This window comes from Nonomuraea sp. NPDC050328, from assembly GCF_044459405.1.
Classification (GTDB): Bacteria; Actinomycetota; Actinomycetes; order Streptosporangiales; family Streptosporangiaceae; genus Nonomuraea.
This window is the reverse complement of sequence record NZ_JBITIW010000003.1, coordinates 40,526-60,615: the sequence shown is the minus strand read 5'-3', so window position 1 is coordinate 60,615 and position 20,090 is coordinate 40,526. Positions and strand designations below refer to the sequence as shown.

Annotated in this window: 17 protein-coding genes; 13 read left to right on the top strand and 4 right to left on the bottom strand. The window is 74.0% G+C overall.

Annotated features, from left to right (window positions below; genetic code table 11):
- Positions 1-54: 54 nt before the first annotated feature.
- From ACIBG7_RS11470 to ACIBG7_RS11435, 8 genes are read left to right on the top strand one after another with little or no spacing between them, the layout of a single operon-like run.
- Positions 55-801, top strand: coding sequence for a CoA transferase subunit A (locus ACIBG7_RS11470; protein WP_397335990.1), 747 nt, complete (start codon positions 55-57; stop codon positions 799-801).
- Entirely contained in the window at positions 798-1,424 is a 627-nt protein-coding gene (locus ACIBG7_RS11465) for a CoA transferase subunit B (protein WP_397335988.1), read from the top strand. Before ACIBG7_RS11470 ends, ACIBG7_RS11465 begins: the two co-directional genes overlap by 4 nt.
- Positions 1,421-2,566, top strand: coding sequence for a thiolase family protein (locus ACIBG7_RS11460; protein ID WP_357929814.1), 1,146 nt, complete (start codon positions 1,421-1,423; stop codon positions 2,564-2,566). The genes ACIBG7_RS11465 and ACIBG7_RS11460 overlap by 4 nt, the downstream gene beginning before the upstream one ends.
- 50 nt (positions 2,567-2,616) lie before the next feature.
- Positions 2,617-3,348, top strand: a complete 732-nt coding sequence (pcaH, locus tag ACIBG7_RS11455; RefSeq protein ID WP_397335987.1) for a protocatechuate 3,4-dioxygenase subunit beta — start codon at positions 2,617-2,619, stop codon at positions 3,346-3,348.
- Positions 3,348-3,869, top strand: a complete 522-nt coding sequence (locus ACIBG7_RS11450; RefSeq protein ID WP_357929819.1) for a protocatechuate 3,4-dioxygenase subunit alpha — start codon at positions 3,348-3,350, stop codon at positions 3,867-3,869. The genes pcaH and ACIBG7_RS11450 overlap by 1 nt, the downstream gene beginning before the upstream one ends.
- Positions 3,856-4,956, top strand: a complete 1,101-nt coding sequence (locus tag ACIBG7_RS11445; RefSeq protein WP_397335986.1) for a lyase family protein — start codon at positions 3,856-3,858, stop codon at positions 4,954-4,956. The genes ACIBG7_RS11450 and ACIBG7_RS11445 overlap by 14 nt, the downstream gene beginning before the upstream one ends.
- Positions 4,953-6,032, top strand: a complete 1,080-nt coding sequence (gene pcaC, locus ACIBG7_RS11440) for a 4-carboxymuconolactone decarboxylase (protein ID WP_397335985.1) — start codon at positions 4,953-4,955, stop codon at positions 6,030-6,032. The genes ACIBG7_RS11445 and pcaC overlap by 4 nt, the downstream gene beginning before the upstream one ends.
- Entirely contained in the window at positions 6,029-7,171 is a 1,143-nt protein-coding gene (locus tag ACIBG7_RS11435; RefSeq protein ID WP_397335984.1) for a 4-hydroxybenzoate 3-monooxygenase, read from the top strand. Before pcaC ends, ACIBG7_RS11435 begins: the two co-directional genes overlap by 4 nt.
- Here the strand turns inward: ACIBG7_RS11435 and ACIBG7_RS11430 are convergent.
- Positions 7,165-9,414 carry a phosphatidylserine/phosphatidylglycerophosphate/cardiolipin synthase family protein gene (locus tag ACIBG7_RS11430; RefSeq protein WP_397335982.1) on the bottom strand — a complete coding sequence of 750 codons (2,250 nt, stop codon included), beginning with the start codon at positions 9,412-9,414 and terminating at the stop codon, positions 7,165-7,167. The two genes, ACIBG7_RS11435 and ACIBG7_RS11430, sit on opposite strands and share 7 nt — an antisense overlap.
- 247 nt (positions 9,415-9,661) lie before the next feature.
- On the opposite strand from ACIBG7_RS11430, the gene ACIBG7_RS11425 reads away from it, so the two are divergent.
- A complete protein-coding gene (locus tag ACIBG7_RS11425) occupies positions 9,662-10,798 on the top strand; it encodes an ROK family transcriptional regulator (RefSeq protein WP_357929833.1) in 1,137 nt (378 codons plus the stop codon).
- 27 nt (positions 10,799-10,825) lie between these two features.
- On the opposite strand, the gene ACIBG7_RS11420 is transcribed toward ACIBG7_RS11425, so the two are convergent.
- Genes ACIBG7_RS11420 through ACIBG7_RS11410 form a run of 3 tightly spaced genes read right to left on the bottom strand, consistent with a single transcriptional unit; the run spans position 10,826 to position 14,563 of the window.
- Positions 10,826-12,571 carry an acetyl/propionyl/methylcrotonyl-CoA carboxylase subunit alpha gene (locus ACIBG7_RS11420; protein WP_397336696.1) on the bottom strand — a complete coding sequence of 582 codons (1,746 nt, stop codon included), beginning with the start codon at positions 12,569-12,571 and terminating at the stop codon, positions 10,826-10,828.
- A 19-nt stretch (positions 12,572-12,590) separates the two neighbouring features.
- On the bottom strand, positions 12,591-13,541 hold the full coding sequence (locus ACIBG7_RS11415) for a hypothetical protein (protein ID WP_357929836.1): 951 nt from the start codon (positions 13,539-13,541) through the stop codon (positions 12,591-12,593).
- Positions 13,538-14,563: a BTAD domain-containing putative transcriptional regulator gene (locus ACIBG7_RS11410; protein ID WP_397335981.1), complete on the bottom strand. Its 1,026-nt coding sequence runs from the start codon at positions 14,561-14,563 to the stop codon at positions 13,538-13,540. The genes ACIBG7_RS11415 and ACIBG7_RS11410 overlap by 4 nt, the downstream gene beginning before the upstream one ends.
- 482 nt (positions 14,564-15,045) lie before the next feature.
- Between ACIBG7_RS11410 and ACIBG7_RS11405 the strand changes: the two genes are divergently transcribed.
- The 4 genes from ACIBG7_RS11405 (at position 15,046) to ACIBG7_RS11390 (ending at position 20,090) form a co-directional block, all read left to right on the top strand.
- Positions 15,046-15,213, top strand: a complete 168-nt coding sequence (locus ACIBG7_RS11405) for a thiomuracin/GE37468 family thiazolyl RiPP peptide (protein ID WP_357929841.1) — start codon at positions 15,046-15,048, stop codon at positions 15,211-15,213.
- A gap of 63 nt (positions 15,214-15,276) precedes the next feature.
- Entirely contained in the window at positions 15,277-18,183 is a 2,907-nt protein-coding gene (locus tag ACIBG7_RS11400; RefSeq protein WP_397335980.1) for a lantibiotic dehydratase, read from the top strand.
- Positions 18,176-19,027 (top strand): lantibiotic dehydratase C-terminal domain-containing protein, encoded by an 852-nt coding sequence (locus tag ACIBG7_RS11395; protein WP_397335979.1) that lies wholly within the window; start codon positions 18,176-18,178, stop codon positions 19,025-19,027. Before ACIBG7_RS11400 ends, ACIBG7_RS11395 begins: the two co-directional genes overlap by 8 nt.
- Before the next feature lie 25 nt (positions 19,028-19,052).
- Positions 19,053-20,090 (top strand): thiopeptide maturation pyridine synthase, encoded by a 1,038-nt coding sequence (locus tag ACIBG7_RS11390; RefSeq protein ID WP_397335977.1) that lies wholly within the window; start codon positions 19,053-19,055, stop codon positions 20,088-20,090.

The window sequence follows — 20,090 nt, the reverse complement described above, 5'->3', positions numbered from 1 at the left end:
TCAGCTCAGCACAATAGTGAACTTTAGTTCACTATGCGAACGCTTGGAGCGGCTATGGACAAGGTGGTCGGCACCGCCGCGGAGGCGCTCGCCGGCGTAAGCGACGGCGCCTCCTTCGCGGTCGGCGGCTTCGGCCTCAGCGGCGTCCCGACCGTGCTGATCGAGGCCCTGTTCCACAGCGGCGTGAGCGGCATCGGCGTGGTCTCCAACAACTGCGGCACCGACGGCGGCGGCCTGGGCCTGCTGCTGGCCGCCGGGCGGATCGCCCGGGTGACGGCCTCCTACATCGGGGAGAACAAGGAGTTCGCCCGGCAGTACCTCGCCGGGGAGATCGAGGTCGAGCTCACCCCGCAGGGCAGCCTCGCCGAGCGGCTGCGCGCCGGCGGGTGCGGCATCCCCGCCTTCTACACCCCCGCCGGGGTCGGCACGCCGGTCGCCGAGGGCGGGCTGCCGCTGCGCCACCGCCCGGACGGGTCGGTCGCGCTGGCCTCGCCTCCCAAGGAGGTGCGCGAGTTCGGCGGCCTGCCGTACGTGCTGGAGCACGCGATCACCACCGACTTCGCGCTGGTGCGGGCGGCGCGCGGCGACCGGCACGGGAACCTGGCCTTCCGCAAGGCGGCCCGCAACTTCAACCCGCTGGCCGCGATGGCCGGGCGGATCACGATCGCCGAGGTCGAGGAGCTGACCGAGCTCGACCCGGACGAGGTGCACGTGCCGGGCGTCTTCGTGCAGCGCGTGCTGCCGCTGACGCCGGAGCAGGCCGCGGCCAAGGGCATCGAGAAGCGGACGGTGCGCCCATGAGCTGGTCCAGGGACGAGATGGTCGCCCGCGCGGCGGCCGAGCTGCGCGACGGCGACTACGTCAACCTCGGCATCGGGCTGCCCACCCGCATCCCGTCGCTGCTGCCGCCGGGCGTCTCGGTGACGCTGCACTCGGAGAACGGCGTGCTGGGCGTGGGCCCCTACCCCACCGAGGCCGAGGTGGACCCGGACCTGGTGAATGCGGGCAAGGAGACGGTCACCGTCCTGCCCGGCGCGGCCTTCTTCGACTCGGCGCTGTCGTTCGGCATGATCCGCGGCGGGCACATCGACGTCGCGGTGCTCGGCGCCATGCAGGTCTCGGCCCGCGGCGACCTGGCCAACTGGATGGTTCCGGGACGGCTGGTGAAGGGCATGGGCGGAGCGATGGACCTGGTGCACGGCGCCCGGCGCGTTCTGGTGATCATGGAGCACACGGCCAAGGACGGCAGTCCGAAGCTGGTGGCCGAGTGCTCGCTGCCGCTGACCGGCCGCGCCTGCGTGCACCGCGTCATCACCGACCTGGGCGTCCTGGACGTCACCGGCCAGGGCTTCGCGCTCGTCGAGACCGCGCCCGGCGTGCGGGTGGACGAGCTGCGCAGCCGTACGGGAGCGGAGATCTCATGAAGACCGTCTACATCGCCGACGCCGTCCGCACCCCCATCGGACGGTACGGCGGAGCCCTCGCCACGGCCCGCCCCGACGACCTGGCCGCGCACGTCGTGCGGGCGCTGGTGGACCGCACCGGCCGCGAGCACGTGGACGAGGTGCTGTTCGGCAACGCCAACGGCGCGGGCGAGGAGAACCGCAACGTGGCCAGGATGGCCGCGCTGCTGGCCGGGCTGCCGGTGAGCACGCCCGGCGCCACGGTCAACCGGCTGTGCGGCTCCGGCATGGAGGCGGTGATCCAGGCCTACCGCGCCATCGCGCTCGGCGACGCCTCGGCGGTCATCGCCGGCGGGGTCGAGTCGATGAGCCGGGCGCCGTGGGTGCTGCCCAAGCCGGAACGCGGGTACCCGGCGGGCGGGGCGGAGCTGGTCTCGACGACGCTGGGCTGGCGGCTGGTCAACCCGCGCATGCCCGCCGAGCACACGGTGCCGCTGGGCGAGGGGGCGGAGCTGATCGCCGACCGGTACGGGGTCAGCCGCGAGGCGCAGGACGCCTACGCGCTGGCCAGCCATGCCAAGGCGGCCAAGGCCGACTTCTCGCGGGAGATCGTGCCGGTGGGCGAGGTCTCGGCGGACGAGGGCATCCGGCCGGACAGCTCGATGGCGGCGCTGGCCAGGCTGAAGCCCGCTTTTCGTGCCGGTGGGACGGTGACGGCGGGCAACTCCTCCCCGCTCAACGACGGGGCCGCGGCCCTGTTGCTGACCGACGAGGCGGGGTTGAACGGGCGGGAGCCGCTGGCGCGTATCGCCGCTTCCGGGGTGAGTGCGCTCGAACCGGCGTTGTTCGGGCTGGGGCCGGTCGAGGCCAGCCGGCGGGCGCTGGCCCGGGCCGGGCGAGGGTTCGGCGACGTGACCACCGCCGAGCTGAACGAGGCGTTCGCCGCGCAGGTGCTCGGCTGCCTGGCCGAGCTGCCCGAGCTCGCCCCGGACCTGGTCAACCCGGACGGCGGGGCGATCGCGCTGGGGCATCCGCTGGGCATGTCCGGGGCGCGCATCACCGGCACGCTCGCCCACCGCCTGGCCCGCGCCGGCAGCGGCACCGGCCTGGCCTCCCTCTGCATCGGCGTCGGCCAAGGCCTGGCCATCGTCCTCGAAAGGTGACCCGCGCGGGCCTCGCTCGCGCCGGGATGTGCTCGAAAGGTGACTCCCCCATGCTGACGCAAGCCGACATCGATCGTGAGATCGCCGAGTGGCGGGGCGGCGGCACCGCCGACGGCCATCCGCCGCGCGACTACGCCCCCTACCGCAGCAGCCTGCTGCGCCACCCCAAGCAGCCCCTGGTCGCCGTCAAGGACCCCGACGCGGCCGAACTGCACGGCCCGGTCTTCGGCGTCACCGACGTCACCGCGCTCGACGCCGACCTGACCCGCCAGCACCACGGCGAACCGCTCGGCGAGCGCATCACCGTCGAAGGGCGCGTCACCGACCGGCAGGGCCGCCCGGTGCGCGGCCAGCTCGTCGAGGTGTGGCAGGCCAACGCCTCCGGCCGCTACCCGCACCAGCGCGACGACCACCCCGCCCCGCACGACCCGAACTTCTCCGGCGTCGGCCGCTGCCTGACCGGCGAGGACGGCTCCTACAAGTTCACCACGATCAAGCCCGGCGCCTACCCCTGGCGCAACCACCGCAACGCCTGGCGTCCGGCGCACATCCACTTCTCCGTCTTCGGCACCGCCTTCGCGCAGCGGCTGGTGACGCAGATGTACTTCCCCGGCGATCCGCTGTTCGCCTTCGACCCGGTCCTGCGCTCGGTCACCGACGAGCGCGCCCGCCAGCGGCTGGTCGCCGCCTACGACCACGAGCTGTCGGTGCCGGAGTGGTCGCTCGGCTACCGCTGGGACATCGTGCTCGACGGCCCCGCCGCCACCTGGACGGAGTCCTGATGCTGCCGCCCACCCCCTCCCAGACCGTCGGCCCCTTCTACGGCTACGCGCTGCCCTTCCCGGGCGGCGGCGACCTCGCCAGCGGCGGGATCACCGTGCACGGGCTGGTGCTCGACGGCGCCGGGGAGCCCATTCCCGACGCGTTGCTGGAGTTCTGGCAGGCCGACGCGGCCGGATCGCTGCGCGGCGCGCCCGGCAGCCTGCGCCGCGACCCGGTCACCGGGGCGATCGTCGGGCGGCACGGCGCGGACTTCACCGGCTTCGGCCGCGTCGCCACCGACGCCGACGGGCACTGGATGGTGCGCACCGAGGTGCCCGCCACGGGGTACATCAGTGTCTGCCTGTTCGCGCGCGGCCTGCTGCATCACCTGTACACGCGGATCTACCTGCGGCCCGATCCGTTCGTGGCGGCGCTGGAGCGGGGTGAGACGCTGCTGGCCGTACCGGAGCGGGACGGGGTGTGGCGCTGGGACCTGCGGCTGCAGGGGGCGAAGGAGACGGTCTTCCTTGACTTCGGATGACGCCGGTAGCTGGGCGGACGTGGGCCTGCTCGCGCCGGCGCGCGGGGCGGTGCGCGAGAGCGGCGACGAGGCCGTGCTGCGCGCCATGCTGGCGGCGGAGGTCGCCCTGACCCGGGTGAGCGGCGCTCCGGCGGAGGCGGCCGAGGCCGTGGCCGCCGCGGCGCGCGAGCTGGCCGTACGCCCGGCCGAGCTGGCCGTCCGGGCCCGCGCGGGCGGCAACCCGGTGATCCCGCTCGTCGAGCTGCTGCGCGCGGCGGCGGGCGAGCACGCCCGCTGGGTGCACCCCGGCGCGACCAGCCAGGACATCCTGGACACCGCGCTCATGCTGGTCACCCGGGACACCCTGCGGCCGATCCTGACCGACCTGGGCGCCGTCGCGCGGGCGCTGACCGCGCTGGCGCGGGAGCATCGTGACACGCCGATGGCCGCGCGCACGCTGACCCAGCAGGCCGTGCCGACCACCTTCGGGCTCAAGGCCGCCGGCTGGCGCAGGCTGGTGCTGGACGCGCACGCCCGGCTGACCGCGCTGGCACCGCCCGCGCAGCTCGGCGGTCCGGCGGGCACGCTCGATCCGGCCCTGACCGCCGCCTTCGCCCGCGAGCTCGGCCTCGCCGAGCCGCCGCTGCCCTGGCACGTCCTGCGCACCCCGATCGCCGACCTGGCCGGGGCGCTGGCCTTCGCCTCGGGCGCGCTCGGCAAGCTCGCCCTCGACGTGCTGGTGCTGTCGCGGACCGAGATCGGCGAGCTGTCGGAGGGCGTCGGCGGCGGGTCGTCGTCGATGCCGCACAAGCACAACCCGGTCAGGTCCGCCCTGATCGCCGCCGCCGCGCGGCAGGTTCCCGCGCTGGCTTCCGTGCTGTACGGCTCGCTGGCCGCCGAGGACGAACGCCCCGCCGGGGCCTGGCACGCCGAGTGGCAGCCCCTGCGCGAGGCCCTGCGCCTGGTGGCCGGCGCCGCCCGCGACGCCGACGAGCTCGTCGCCGGCCTGCGGGTGCATCCCGGGCGCATGCGCGCCAACCTGACCGTCGAGGGCGACACCGGCTCGGCCGCCGCCCTGGTGACGCTAGCCCTGGAGGAACGACAGTGAGCCTCGAGTTCGTGATCGACGGCCCCCCGCACGGCGAGCCGCTCGTGCTCGGCCCGTCGCTGGGCACCACCGCCCGGCTGTGGGAACCGCAGCTCGCGGCGCTGGCCACGCGCTTCCGGGTGGTGCGCTTCGAGCTGCCCGCGCTCTCCTCGATGGAGGAGCTCGCCGCGGCGGTCGTGAAGCTCGCCGACGAGCTCGGCTTCGCCGCCTTCCACTACGCGGGCGTCTCCATCGGCGGCGCGATCGGCGCGACCCTGGCCCTCACCCACCCGTCCCGGCTGCGCTCGCTGGCGCTGGTCTGCTCGGCCGCCCGCTTCGGCGAGCCGGCCGGCTGGCACGAGCGGGCCCGGCTGGTCCGCGGCCAGGGCACCGGGCCGCTGGCGGATCTGGCCAGGCAGCGGTGGTTCGCGGTGCCGCCGCAGCCCGGCGACGCCGTACGGGAGGCCCTGCTGGCCGACCTGGCCGCGGCCGACCCGCAGGCCTATGCCGCCTGCTGCGAGGCGCTGGCCGGCTTCGACGTGCGCGACCGGCTCGGCGAGATCGGCGTGCCGACCCTGGTGCTCGCCGGGCGCGACGACCCGGCGACGCCGCCCGCGCAGGCCCGGCTGCTGGCCGACGGCATCCCCGGCGCCACCCTGGTCGAGCTGGCCGGGGCCGGGCACCAGGCAACCGTGGACCGGCCCGCGCAGGTCACCGCGGCGCTGCTGGCGCACCTGCCGGCCGCGTCGGGGACGGCGGTGCGGCGCGAGGTGCTCGGCGACGAGCACGTGGACCGCGCGCTGGCCCGCACCACGCCCTTCACCCGCGACTTCCAGGACCTGATCACCCGCTACGCCTGGGGCGAGATCTGGACCCGCCCGGGCCTCGACCGGCGCACCCGCAGCTGCGTCACGCTCACCGCGCTCGTCGCCCGAGGCCACCTGGAGGAGCTGGCCCTGCACGTGCGGGCCGCCCGCCGCAACGGGCTGAGCGCCGACGAGATCGGCGAGGTGCTGCTGCAGACCGCGATCTACTGCGGCGTCCCGGCGGCCAACGCCGCCTTCGCCGTCGCGCAACGAGTACTGGAGGACGAGTGAACCGCACCCGCGTCGGGATCATCGGCGGCGGCCCGGCGGGGCTGCTGCTCGGCCACCTGCTGGACCGGGCCGGGATCGCCAACGTGGTGCTGGAGAGCCGCACGCGCGCGTACGTCGAGCACCGCCAGCGGGCCGGGATCCTGGAGCAGAACACCGTGGACGTGCTGCGCGAGTGCGGCGCGGGCGCGCGCATGGACCGCGAGGGGCTGGTGCACGAGGGCATCGAGCTGCGCTTCGACCGGCGCTCGCACCGGGTGGACTTCCCCGGCCTGACCGGCGGCCGGACCGTCATGGTCTACGCGCAGACCGAGGTGGTCAAGGACCTGGTCGCGCTCCGCGCCGGGCCGCTGCTGTTCGAGGCGGAGGCGCTGGCGGCCGACCCGGACGCAGGGGTGATCCGCTACCGGCACCGGGGCGCCGAGCACGAGCTGGCCTGCGAGCTGATCGTGGCCTGCGACGGCTTCCACGGCATCGGCCGCGCCTCGATGCCCTCGGTCACCACCTACCAGCGCGACTACCCGTTCGCCTGGCTCGGCATCCTGGCCAGCGTCCCGCCCTCGTGCGAGGAGCTCATCTACGCCCACCACGAGCACGGCTTCGCGCTGCACAGCATGCGCTCGCCGTCGGTCAGCCGCCTCTACCTCCAGGTCGATCCGGACGACCATCTCGGCAACTGGCCGGACGAGCGGATCTGGGACGAGCTCGACACCCGCTTCGCGGTGGACGGCGACTGGCGGCTGGAGCGCGGGCCGATCACCGACAGATCGATCACCCCGATGCGCAGCTTCGTCGCCGAGCCGATGCGCTCGGGACGGCTGTTCCTGGCCGGGGACGCCGCGCACATCGTGCCGCCCACCGGGGCCAAGGGGCTCAACCTGGCCGTCGCCGACGTCACCCTGCTGGCCAGGGCGATCATCAGCGGCGACGAGCGGCTGCTGGCGGGCTACTCCGAGGCCGCGCTGCGCCGGGTGTGGCGGGCCGAGCACTTCTCGGCCTGGATGACCGCGATGTTCCACCGCGACCACGGCCAGGACCCGTTCGAGCACCGGCTGCAGCTCGCCCAGCTGAGGTACACCGCCGCGTCGGACGCGGCGATGACCTCGCTGGCGGAGAACTACGTGGGCCTGCCCTTTCAGTAGGCGGTGTTGGTGAAGCCGGTGCGGGCCACGATGTCGGCGTAGCCGTTGACGTCGAAGTCCTCGGTGTAGAAGTAGGTGAACCCCGGCGTCCCGGCGGCCACGGCGGTGCCGAACTGGTGGCCGGCCGTGTTGGGGTTCATCCGGATGGCCGGGAAGCGCCCCGCGGTGCTGCCGTCGGCGTTGAAGCCGCGGGCGTAGACCTCCTGGCCGCGGCCGGAGTTCCAGATGTCGGTCTCGGTCCAGCCGGTGACGAACCGGCCCGAGTCGTCCACCGCGATGGACGGGCTGCCCTGCACCGCGCAGACCGCCCCGTCGCACAGCGGCGGGTACTCGTAGGTGGGGTCGGCGTCCGCTCCCTTGCCGTTGACGCCGACCGCCACCGGCCGCTCGGCGAAGCGCTGGGCCAGGGCCGGGGTGAAGCCGCGCACCCGAACCCGCCAGACGCCGTCGAGGTTGTCGCTCCAGGCGACGACGCTGTCGCCGGCTCCGGTCACCGCCACCGCGGGGGCCAGGTGCTGGGCGGCGGCGTTGACGCTGAGCCGGGTACGGCCGGCGAGCGTCGCGCCGGTGGGCGACAGCCGCTTGCCGTACACGTGCTGGGTCTCCTGCCAGGCGACGGTGGCCGCGCCGGAGTGGTCGACGGCGACGTCGGGCCGGGTGCCGGTGCCGACCGCGACCGGGCCGAAGGTCCGGGAGGCGGGCGAGGCGTAGCGGGCGGCGCGGACGGTGCCGGTGGCGCCGTCCTCCCAGACGACGGTGAAGGCGCCGGCGCCGGTCACCGCGATCCTGGGCCGGGTCTGGTCGCCGCCCCATTCGGGGGCGTTGGCCCAGATCGTGGCGCCGAGCGTGCCGGTGGCCGACAGGGTGCGGACGGCGATGTTGTGCTCGCCGCGGCAGTCGCCGTCCTCCGACCAGGCGAGGTAGGCGGTGCCGGCGGAGTCGACGCCGACGGCGGGCTGGCGGTGGTCGAAGCCGCTCGCGCAGCCGACGCCGCCCATGGAGACCTTGACCGGCCCGGTGACCGGCGCGCCGTCGCGGTAGATCCGCGCGTAGACCTCGTTCCCGCTCTCCCAGGTCACCGCGGTGTAGCCGTCGCGCACGGCGGCGGCCCGGGGTGCGCGCTGGTCCTGCGGGCCGTTGGCGGCCATCTGCAGCGCGGCGGCGGGGTAGGCGGCGGGGACGAGCTGGATGAGCTCGTTGTGCATCGCGCGGTAGTCGGCGTCGTAGGCGGCCCAGACCGCCGCGTCGTTCACCCGCACGATGGAGTCGTCGGACCAGGTCAGCGAGCCGCCGATGAGGTTGTGCGAGCCGGTGTAGACCAGGCGCTCGCCGGTCGCGCTCTCGGTGAGCATGATCTTGGAGTGCAGGTTGGCGTGGCCGCAGGTGCCGGCGAGCGGGTAGTGGCAGCCGCCCGGCCGGTAGCTGAAGGTGACGATGCCCTTCTCGGCCAGCTTCACCGCGACGGCGACCGTCTGGTTGCCCTCCGGGACGATCACCTGCACCGTGCAGCCTGCGCCGCGCTTGGCGCCGAGGGCGTTGATGAGGTCCAGGCGCTCGGTGCTGAACTGGGAGTGGGCGATGCGGATGCTGCCGGGGCAGGCGACCGCGTTGACCGCGTCGAGGATCGGGTCGCTGGCGGCCGAGCGCGGGGTCATCCAGACGGTGACCTTGCCCGAGGTGGAGGTGAACGGCGTGGTCCAGGTGTGATCCTGCTGGGAGGCGAGCTTGTCGAAGACCGCCCGGTAGCCCGCGGCCAGCCCGGCGTCGCCGTAGCTGATCAGCAGGTTCTGGTGCTTGCCGTAGTCGCCGTCGAGGTTCTGGGAGCTCTGGGCGACCACGTCGGTGCGGCCGTCGGCCAGTTCGCTGACGACCATGAACTTGTGGTGCATGATGTCGGCGTTCGTGGGACTGTTGCAGCCCAGGTCGCACAACACGACCCGGCCGGGGCCGAGCGCGGCGGAGAGCTGGTCGAGCTGGGGGCTGTGGCCGGAGTTCTCGGCGACCACGCGCACGTCGACGGACCGCTGGGTGGCGGCCTCGATCAGCGCCTCCTTGATCTGCGTGCTGTCCAGGCGGTAGGTCGCCATGCGCAGGGTGGCGCCGGGCGCGGCCTGGTCGATGAGGTCGAGTGTGCGGGTCTCCAGCGAGCTGTCCACGGTTCCGGTGATACTCGGGTAGGAGAAATGGGCCTCCAACTGGGGGGCGGAGGAGGCCAGGAGTAAGGCCATAATGATCTTCAACATCGTCCGTCTCCGGGTGCCGCGGGCTCAGGCCGACGTCTCGGCCGGGGTCGGGGCCCGTTCCGCGGCGCGTCCGCGCGGGGCCGGGCCCGGTGCGCTTGCGGGGCCTCGCCTTCCCGGCGGCCCGGTACGGCTCGCGCCGGGCGGCTGCCCGTCACGTTCCCGCCCTCAGCCGTTGTCCCGTTGCGCCGAACCCGTACCGCCCATTTATAGTGGAGCCCATCATTAATCTCGTCAAGAGGGGGACCATGTGACGCCCGCCGTGACCGGGGGCGACCTCCAGCACCTGCGCCGCCTCAACGCCCTGGCCGTGATCGCCGCGCTGCGCGAGGGCGGCCCGCTGCCCCTCACCCAGGTGGCCGAACGGGCCGAGCTGGCCCGGGCGACGGTCAAGGAGGTCGTGCGCGAGCTCACCGAGCAGGGCTGGGTGGCCGAGATGGAGCCCGCCGGGGGCGCGAAGGGGCGGCCGGCCCGCCGCTACCGCTTCCGCGCCGACCGGGGCCGGGTGCTCGGCCTCGACATAGGGGCGCACAAGGTCCTGGCCGCGCTGGCCGACCTCGACGGCAACGTCGTGCACCTGGCCCGCGAGGAGGTGACCCCGGCGATGAGCCGCCAGGAGCGGCTGGCCGCGGTCGACCGGGCCGCCAGCGCCTGCCTGGCCGCCTCGGGCACCGCGCCCGAGCAGGTCTGGGCCGCCGTCGCGGGCAGCACCGGCTACATCGACCTCGACGGCAACGTGGTGCTGTCGCGGGCGATCGAGGACTGGTCGGGCGTGCCGCTCGCCGCCCACCTGGGCGACCTGCTGCCCTGCCCGGTGCTGGTGGAGAACGACAGCCGGCTGGCCGCCCTGGCCGAGTGCCGGCGCGGCGCGGCCCGCGGCGTGCGCAACATGGTCTTCCTGCACCTCGGCCGGCGCGGCGGCGCGGCCATCGTGCTCGACGGCGTCCCGCTGCGCGGCGGCGGGGGCGCGGCGGGCGAGATCGGCGTGCACCCGCTGTTCCGCCTCGGCGGAGCCAGCGAGGTGCTGCGCTCCCCCGGCCCCGGCTCGGCCGCCGACGACGGCGCCGTCTTCGAGGCCGCCCGCCGCGGCGAGCCCGCCGCGCAGGCCGCGGTCATCCGGTACGCCAAGGTGATCGGCCTGGCCGCGGCGGCGATGTCGCTCACCGTCGATCCCGACCTGGTCGTGCTCGGCGGCGGTTTCTCCCGCTCGGCCGACGTGCTGCTCCCGCCGCTGCGGGCCGAGCTGGAGGCGATGTGCCTGCGCATCCCGGCGGTGCTGGCCTCCACGCTGGGCGACGAGTGCGTGGCGGTCGGGGCGGTGTGCCACGCGGTCGAGCACCTCAACACGGTGTTGTTCAACCCGGAGACGGGGCCGGTAACGGTGTAGTCCACCGAATAGGCGGGCTTGCGGCGGTCAGGCGATGTCGCAGATGCGGGTGCCGGTGGCGACGCTCTCCCCCACGACGGCGGCCAGGCCCCGGACCACTCCGGGCTTGTGCGCGGTGATCGGCTGCTCCATCTTCATGGCCTCCAGCACCACCACCAGGTCGCCCGCGGCCACTGTCTGGCCGTCCTGGACGGCCACCTTGACCAGGGTGCCCTGCATCGGGGAGACCAGGGCGTCGCCGGTCGAAGCGCCGGGGCCGCGCGTGGCGGAGCGGCGCCCGGCCCGCCGCCCGGCGCCCGTAGCCGCGACGACCTGCGCACCGACCTGGGCGGGCATGCTCACCTCGACGCGCCTGCCGTCCACCTCGATGACGTAGACGGCGCGCTCCTCCGCCGGGTACGGCTCGCCGGAACCGCCGTCGTAGGCGGGCAGCCGGCCGCCGAACTCGCTCTCGATCCAGCGCGTGTGCACCCGGAACGTCTCCCCGGCGAAGTCCGGGTCGGCGACCACCGCCGCGTGGAAGGGCAGCGTGGTGGGCAGCCCCGCGACCTCGAACTCGGCCAGCGCCCGGCGGGCCCGCTCCAGCGCCTGCCGCCGGGTGGACCCGGTGACGATCAGCTTGGCGAGCATGGAGTCCCAGGCCGGCGAGACGACCGAGCCCTCCTCCACGCCCGAGTCGATCCGCACGCCGGGACCGCCGGGGACCCGCCAGCGCGTCACCACGCCCGGCCCCGGCAGGAAGCCGCGGCCAGGGTCCTCGGCGTTGATCCGGAACTCGATCGAGTGGCCGCGCGGCTCGGGGTCGCCGTAGCCGAGCTCCTCGCCCTCGGCGATCCGGAACATCTCCCTGACCAGGTCGATCCCGGTGACCTCCTCGGTCACCGGGTGCTCCACCTGGAGCCTGGTGTTGACCTCCAGGAAGGCCGGCGTGCCGTCCTCGGCCAGCAGGAACTCGCAGGTCCCCGCGCCCACGTAGCCCACCTCGCGCAGGATCCGCCGGGAGGCCTCGCGCAGCCGCCGGTCCTGCTCGGCGGTCAGGAAGGGCGCGGGGGCCTCCTCGACGAGCTTCTGGTGGCGGCGCTGCAGCGAGCAGTCGCGGGTGGAGACCACGACGACGTTGCCGAAGCGGTCGGCCAGGCACTGCGTCTCCACGTGCCTCGGCCGGTCGAGGTAGCGCTCGACGAAGCACTCGCCGCGGCCGAAGGCGGCGACCGCCTCGCGCACCGCGCTGTCGAACAGGTCGGGGATCTCCTCCAGGGTGCGGGCGACCTTCAGGCCGCGGCCGCCTCCGCCGTACACCGCCTTGATCGCGACCGGCAGGCCGTGCCGGCGGGCGAAGGCGGTGACCTCGGCGGCGCCGCCGACCGCGTCGGTGGTGCCGGGCGCGAGCGGCGCGCCGGCGGCCTCGGCGATCAGCCGGGCCGACACCTTGTCGCCGAGCCGCCGGATGGCCTCCGGCGGCGGGCCGATCCAGACCAGCCCGGCGTCCAGGACGGCCTGGGCGAAGTCGGCGTTCTCCGACAGGAAGCCGTAGCCGGGGTGCACGGCGTCCGCGCCGGAGTCGCGCGCGACCCGCAGCAGCTTGGCCACGTCGAGGTAGGTCTCGCCGAGGCTCTGCCCGTCCAGGCGGAAGGCCTCGTCGGCGAGGCGCAGGTGCGGCGCGTCCCGGTCGGACTCGGCGTAGACGGCGACGCTGGTGAGCCCGGCGTCCCGGCAGGCGCGCGCGACCCGGATGGCGATCTCGCCGCGGTTGGCGATGAGCACCTTGCGCAGGGCCCGGCCCGCGGCGCGCTCACGCATCGCCCACCGCCACGGCGTCGGCCCGGCGCGCGGACCGCCTCGGCGGCCGGTCGGGCAGCCGGCCCTCCCGCTTCAGCACGCGCAGGGTGGGGCTGTCGAGCCGGCCCGGCCGGCGCCGGTGCAGCGGCACGAGCGGATCGGGCAGCAGGCGCTGCAGCGTGAACACCGCCCGCAGCCCCAGCTTGACCAGCAGTTCCCCGAGCGGGTGCGGGTCTTCGAGCTGCTGCACGCGGCGCATGTTCGGCGGGATCACGGTGAGGATGAAGGTACGGCCCAGCCCGCGCAACGGGCGCGGGAACCAGCGCTCGGCGAACTGGCGGACGAACGCCTCGCTCGCCTCGTGGCCCTTGCCGGTGCGCGGCCAGTGCCGGGCGTCGTACTCGTCGGCGAAGTCGACCATCTCGTCGAAGCCGGCGGGAAAACCCTGCACGGGAACTCCCCCTTCGGAGGTGACGTGCTCGCAGAGCGCTCGGGCCCAGCGGTGGTAGGCGGTCTTCAGCCGCTCGGAGTAGCCGGGCAGGCCGACGAGTTGCTGGAGGCGGTGGGGCAGGACGGCCAGCAGGCACATGCCCTGGACGTAGTCCTCGTTGTGCGCGAACGCGCCCGGCACGCCCTTGGCCACCGCCTCGTGGATCCGGTTGAGCAGGTCCATCGAGCGCTTGACCGGCTCGCTGCCGGGCGGGTGCAGGTACCACGTCCACAGGAAGTAGGCGCTGTCCTCGAAGCGGCGCTGCGGGCGGTGCACGACCTTGCCGCCGAAGATGAGCGCCTCGCCACCGTGCCTGGGCATGGTCACGTCCATGAAGTTGACCACGTAGCCGACGTTGAGCAGGAACTCGTTGAGCCGGTAGAGGGCGATCAGGCGGACCATCTCGTGGTACTGCGTGGCCGGGTCGAGGCGGTCGAGCTCCCGGTCGATCCACTTGTACCGCAGGCCCCTCATTCGCCCGCCCTCTCGGGGGCGGCGAAGGCCGGGAACAGGCCGGCGACGCGGTCGAGCAGGGCGTTGTGCTCCTTGGTCAGCGCCTCCAGGCGGTGCCTTAAGTGGCCGACCTCGCAGAAGAGACCGGAGATGATCGCGCTCTCGTCGCCGTCGTGGTCCCTGTAGGGGTGTTCCTCTCGGCGGTGCTCTTCTCGCCGGGGCTCTGTTCCGCGCTGGTCTGTTCCGCGCTGGTCTGTACGGCGGGGCTCTGTACGGCGGGGCTCTGTACGGCGGGGCCAGGTGCCGTCCAGGTCGATCGCCCGGGTCAGCACGTCCACCACCCGGCGTTGCAGCGCCGGGCTCGGCTCCAGGCCCAGCTCGCCGCCCAGCCGGGCCCGCAGCCGCTCGTAGATCGACAACGCCTCCGCCTGCCGTCCGCACCGGTAGAGCGCGACCATCAGCAGGTCGTGGAACCGCTCGCGGAACGGGTGCTCGCCGATCAGGCCCTCCAGCGCGGCGATGATCTCATGGTGGCGGCCCAGGCGCAGGTTGGCGTCGTGCAGGGCTTCGAGGGCCGACAGCCGCCGCTCCTCGAGCTGGACCGCGAAGGTGGCGCAGACGTCGCCGCAGATGGCGTCCTCCAGCGGCAGGCCGCGCCACAGGTCGAGCCCCTGCCGCAGCAGTGTGGCGGCGCGTCCCGGATCGGCGGCGACCATCGCCCTGCCCTGGTCGGACAGCTCCAGGAACCGGTCGGCGTCCGTCTTCACCGGGCCGTGGCGCATCACGTAGCCCGACTCCTGGGTCAGGATCGCCCAGTCGCCCGGGCCCGGGCGCAGGCCGTCCATCAGGCGGCGCAGCCGCGCGACGGTGGCCTGCAGCGAGTTGACCGCCGTGACCGGCGGGTTGGCGCCCCACAGCTCGGCGATGAGGCGATCGGAGGACAACACCTGGCCGGCTTTGATCACCAAGGTGGCGAGCAGGGCTCGCTGCTTCCGGCCCGGCGGAACGACCCGGCGCCGGTGCTCGTCGTCGAAAATCTCCACCGGACCGAGAATGCGGAATCGTATCACCTGCCACTCCCCGAATGAGTTTCATATTTCTCGCCGGGCCCGGCCCCGTGCAATTCCAGCTTTCCGGGCCCACATCCGGGAACACTAATTTCCGAAGCGGCGAATTGCACGTCTGATATTCGTGACATACACCGGGACTCCAGCGCCTCTCCAGCGAAAACGCCGCTACCTGGGATGATGTACGGCGAGAATGCCAAGCTTCGTTCGACGGACCATTCTTCGGCGCTGTCCGTAGCGAGAAGAATTCGTTCCGTGTTCACTTGTGCGTCGCCTGGGATTGAGGCGTCTACGTGCGGAAGCTTGCTCGCTACACCCACTTCCAGATGCTTGATGGCGATGCTAACGTTAGACCTACTCACGCACGGTGGCGTTTTCGGTTAAGCACGCACGGCGCAAATGGGAAAACGCCGGGTGCGCGCAGGTCCCAGCCCGTCAATGCGAAGGGAAAGCCAACAATGAGCGTCTCCAAGAAGCTTGACTACGACCTGTCCGCCCTCCCACTCGATGTCTTCGACCTGGCCGACACCGGCCTCACGGTCGAGTCCCTCACCGCCGGCCACGGCATGCCGGAGAACGCCGCCTCAGGGCCGTGCAGCATCGGCTGCTGCTCCTGCGTGGCCTGACCAGCACCGACCGTGCCGCCCGCCCCGGCGGGCGGCACCGTCCCGGCGACGAAGGGGGAACCGGTGGAGCCCACACGCGCCCCCGGCTGTGGGGCGGAGGTGCACGAGCCGCTGGTGGTGCGCGTGGCGGGGCTGCCTGCTCACGTGCTGGGGTCTTTGCGGTTCGACACGCTCTTCGCCGAGGCCGGGGCGTTGGTGGACCTGGAGTCCGAACTCCGGACCGAAGGGGTCGAACTGGCCGAAGCCCTCCACCCCATCATCGGCCCTCCCCCGCGTCCCACCCCCGCACCCACCCCTGTGGCCGAGACCACCCACGCGCCCACCTCCGGCCCCGTCTGGGTCTCCGCCGCCGCGACAGCACCTGCTGGGCCCGCCTCCCCCCAGGAAGCCGGGGATGCCACCTGCGTGGAGGAGGTCGGGAGTGTGGTGAACGCAGGCGTGGGTGGGGGTGTCGTGGCCGTGAGCCTGACAGACGCGGGGCTGGCGAACGGCGGCGGCTCGGGTCTGACGAACGCGGTTCGGCCGTATGTGGTCGGGCTGCGGCGGGCGCTGCATCAGGGGCGCCTGCCGGGAAACGGCGAGTGGAGCCCGCAGGTGGCAAGCGCCCTGCCCGACGAGCTCGCCGCCCGGGTGGCCTGCTGGGTGGAGCGGCTGGGCGACTGGCGGCGACGAGTAGCGGACCTGCCCGAAGTCCTGGAGAAGGAGAGCACCGGCAAGCTGGCCGCGCTACGGGGGGCAGCCGCACACCCGCATCTACGGCGGGCCCTGGCCCAGGCCAGCCCCACGTTGTCGGCTGAGCTGGACAAGTGGCTCGCCGACGGTGATCGGCGACTACGGCGGGCGTCACTGGTCCGGCTGGCCAAGTACGTCAGCCGGGCGGCGGCCAAGACCAGCCCGTACAGCACCTTCACCATCACCGGCACCGCCGACTGGACCTCCGACGGGCCGGCGGTGTCGCTGGACCTCAGCGCACCGGTCGCGGGCGTGGTGGAACTCGACGGCCTGCCGCTGCGGCGGCTTGCACAGCGGCTACGCGACGACCCCCGGTTGCGCTCCCGGCTACCTGTCCGGGCCAATCCCAGCGTCACCCTGCACGATGGGGTGATCAGCTTCCTGGGGCCCCAGCCCGACGAGCCGATCCTGTCCCTCCCGGCCACCCCGGCGCTGCTGCACTGCCTGCAGGTGGCCGGCGCGGGCGAGCCCCTCACCCGGGACGGTCTGCGTGATCGGCTGGCCCGCCGGGCGGACGAGGCGGAGGTGGTCGGGCGGTTCCTCGACGGTCTCCTCGACGTCGGCTTGCTGGAACGGCAGGCTCCGATCGTCGAGCACGCCCCCGACCCCTTCGTGCCCCTGACAGCTCTGTACGGCGAGCTGCCGGAGGTGGCCGAGCCGGTGCGGCGGCTGTGTGAGGCGCTGGACAGGCCGGTACCGATCAGTGACCTCGCCGGGGAGCGTGCCCGGCAGCGAGCCCTCCAGCAGGCCGCCGACGAGCTCGGCCTGACCAGAGGCGGTGCAGGGCGCGACCTGGGGCCGGGGGAGCCCAGTGCGGGGCCGGTGGGGCGGGAGAGTGCGGTCTTCACCGGGTCCGCCGCGAGTTGCGCGTTGCCTCGGTGGGCGGACGCGCTCGACGATCTCGATACGGTCCGCCGGTGGCTGGGTGCGTTCGACCCCACGTTGCCGCTGCGGGTGGTGCTCGGGGCGTTCTGCGCGGAGCGGTTCGGGCCGGATTATCGGGTGCCGTTCCTGGTGGTGCACCGGGCCGTGCACGAGGCGCTGGCCCGTCCGGAGAGCCGGCACGGGCGGCTGCTGTCCGCGGTGCTGACGGCGCCGCCTGGCGAGCTGGTCGCCGACCACGGACTGCCGCGCCTGCGGGAGCTCGGCCGGATCAGGGACGCGGCCCGGCAAGCGGTCACCGAGTCCTGGCCCGGCACGCTGAAGGAGTCACCCGCCAGCGGGCCCGCCCTCCCGCGGGTGTCGCTGCCCGGTCGGCCCAGCGACCTGCGGGACACGCTGGCCAGCCGGTCGGACGCCCTGCGGGAGTTGCTGGGGAGCCGGCCCGCGTGGGTGGCTGGGCCCGGGTCGCTGGCGTGCTACGTGCAGCCGATTCCCGGGCCCGGGCCCGTCCTGTTGGTGGTGAATGCGGCGCATGCCGGGTACGGCAGGGGGCGTAGCAGGGTGGTTCAGCTGGTGGAGCGGGCGGGTGGGGCGGTCTCCAGGGATCCGGGCTGGCCTGTGCCGCTGCCGGTGGCCGAGGTGGGGGGTGGGTTCGGGTCGGCGTTGAATCGGCGGGTGCCCAGCGCGGGCTACGAGATCGACTATCCCTTCGCCGCGAGTGGGCGGGCTGAGGAGCAGCGGATTCCGCTGGGGGAGCTTGAGGTGGTGCCTGAGCCGGGCACGGGGCTCGCCCAACTGTGGTCGCGGCGGCTGAATCAGCGGGTGCGGCCGATGCATCTGGGGATGATGGCCGACATCCTGCTCCCTCCGGCGGCGCGGTTGCTGACGTTGGGGTTCGGGGGGAGCTACTTCCTTTATCCGAGTCTGCCGCCTTTCCCGGCGCCCGCTCCAAGGGCGGGGGTCGCGGTCTCGCCTCGGGTGGAGGTGGGGCGGGTGGTGGTGCAGCGGGCGCGGTGGGCGGTGCCTACAGGGCTGGTGCCCGTCCAGCGCAAGGGTGAGCAGGATGCGGGCTACTACCTGCGGGTGCTCGGCTGGGTCAGGGAGATCGGGTTGCCGGAGCGGTGTTTCGTCCGTGCGCCGGTGACCGGGCGGGGGCGGCTCGGGGCGATCTCCGACAAGTCTCGCAAGCCGCTGTACGTCGACTTCGCGAACTGGCTGCTGGTGCTGGTGCTCGACCGGGCGGTGCGGGAGGCGGGGGCGGTGGTGGTGTTCGAGGAGGCGCTGCCCGATCCGGCGACGGCAGAAGGCGCCGTCACCGAGTTCCTGCTGGAGATCGGGGAGGGCGGACGTGCATGAATCGGCCTGGGTGAGCGCCCACGCGTTCCATCCCGCCGACCTCGACGAGCTGCTCGTACGGGTGGTCGCGCCGCTGGTCGGCGAGCTGACCGGCAAGGGCCTGCTGAGGCGCTGCTTCTTCCTGCGGTACTGGGACGGCGGCAACCACCTGCGGTTGCGGATCCTGCCGGACAACCCGGCCGACCGGCCTGCCGTACGGCGGCTGGTGGAGGAGCGGTTCGCGGACCACTTCGCGCGCCATCCCGCGGCCGGCGGCCCGTCCCCTGAGGAGTACGCGGCGCAGGCGCGGGCTCTAGCCGCCCGCGAGGGCGTGCGCGACTACGAGCCGCGGCCGTTTCCGGTGAACACGGTCCGGTTCATGGCCTACCGCCGCGAGCACCGCCGGTACGGGTACGGGGCCGACATCGAGGCGGTCGAGCGGCACTTCGACGAGTCCAGCCGGCTCGCCCTGGCCCTGCTGACCCGCGGGCTGTCGGCGGACCGGCTGGCGGGAGCGGGGCTGGCCATGCTCCTGCTCACCCGGTTCTGCGGCGGCCGTCCCCCGGCGGTCCCGCCCGAGGGCGAGGAGGTGCCCGCCAAGGTGGTGGAGCTGGCCGGGCAGATGCGGCTGCTGGCCGGGCGTGCGGCCGACCTGCCCGCGCGCTGGCCGCTGGTCGCCTGGGCCCGGTCGGTCTCCGCCCTGGCCCGCGCGCTCGACGGCGGCGGGGCCGGGCGGCCCCGGCCCGGTGACGTGCTCGACCTCTGCGCCCACCTGGTGTGCAACCGGCTGGGCCTGGCTCCCCCGCTGGAGTCGCGGCTGAGGCGGCTGGCGGCCGGCGCGCTGGCCCGGCTGGAGCAGGCATGACCGCGCTGACCTCGCTGGAGCGGATATGACCGGCACCGGCTGGCACAGCGTCCACGTGCACTACCACGGCGACGACCGCGGCCTGGTGCTCGACGCCGTCCGGCCCCTGTTCCGCCGGCTGGCCGGCCGGGTCACCGGCGCGCATCATCTGCGGCACTGGCGCCAGGGGCCGCAGCTACGGCTCAACCTGCGGACCACCCCGGACCGCTTCGCCGAGGTAGTCCTGCCCGCCGTGGACGAGCTGATCGGCGGCTACCTGCGCGCCCGCCCCTCGACTCGCCGCCTCGACCCGGCGGCCGTCCTGCCCGAGCATCGGCGGCTGGCCGCGCTGGAGGACGAGCGCGGGCCGCTGGAGCCGTGGTGCCCGGACAACTCCTTCCATGTCGCCCCCTACGACGACCGGGTGCACGTCCTGGGCACGCCCGAGATGGCCGGGCTGCTGGCCGGCTTCTACGCCGACACCACCGACCTCGCCTTCGACCTGACCGAGGGCTGCGCCGGCGCGGGCGCCCTGCTGGCCGCCGCCTTCGACCTGGTGGTCGCGACCGCGCACACGCTCACCGAGGACGGCATCGGCCGCGGCTTCGTCTCGCTGCGCTCGCACGCCGAGGGCTTCCTCAGCCTCGACCCTCGCGGCCCTGAGCGGCGGGCGGCCTGGGAGGCGCACCGCCGCCGCCACGCCGACGCCCTAGCCGCCCGCCTGCACGCGGTGGTCACCGAGCCGGGCCGCGTGCCGTACGTCCCGGATTGGGTGGCGGCTCTGGGCCGCCACCGGGCGCGCGCCCGCGCGCTGCTCGCGGCGGGCACCTTCGTCATGCCGTACGGCGAGGCCGCCGCCGAGGAGCGGCTGGGCCGGGCGAGCCCGTTCCACCGGGCCCTGTTCGCCGATCCGGACTGGGCGGCCCGGCGCGCCTCGCCCGGCTTCGCGCTGAGCAGGCTGGCCCTGAACACCACCTACCTGCACCTCACCCGGCTCGGGATCGCGCCCGCGGAGCGGTTCCTGCTGTGCCATCTGGCCGCCGGGACCGTCGAGGACAGCTTCGCCCCGCTCCAGGAGAGGTGA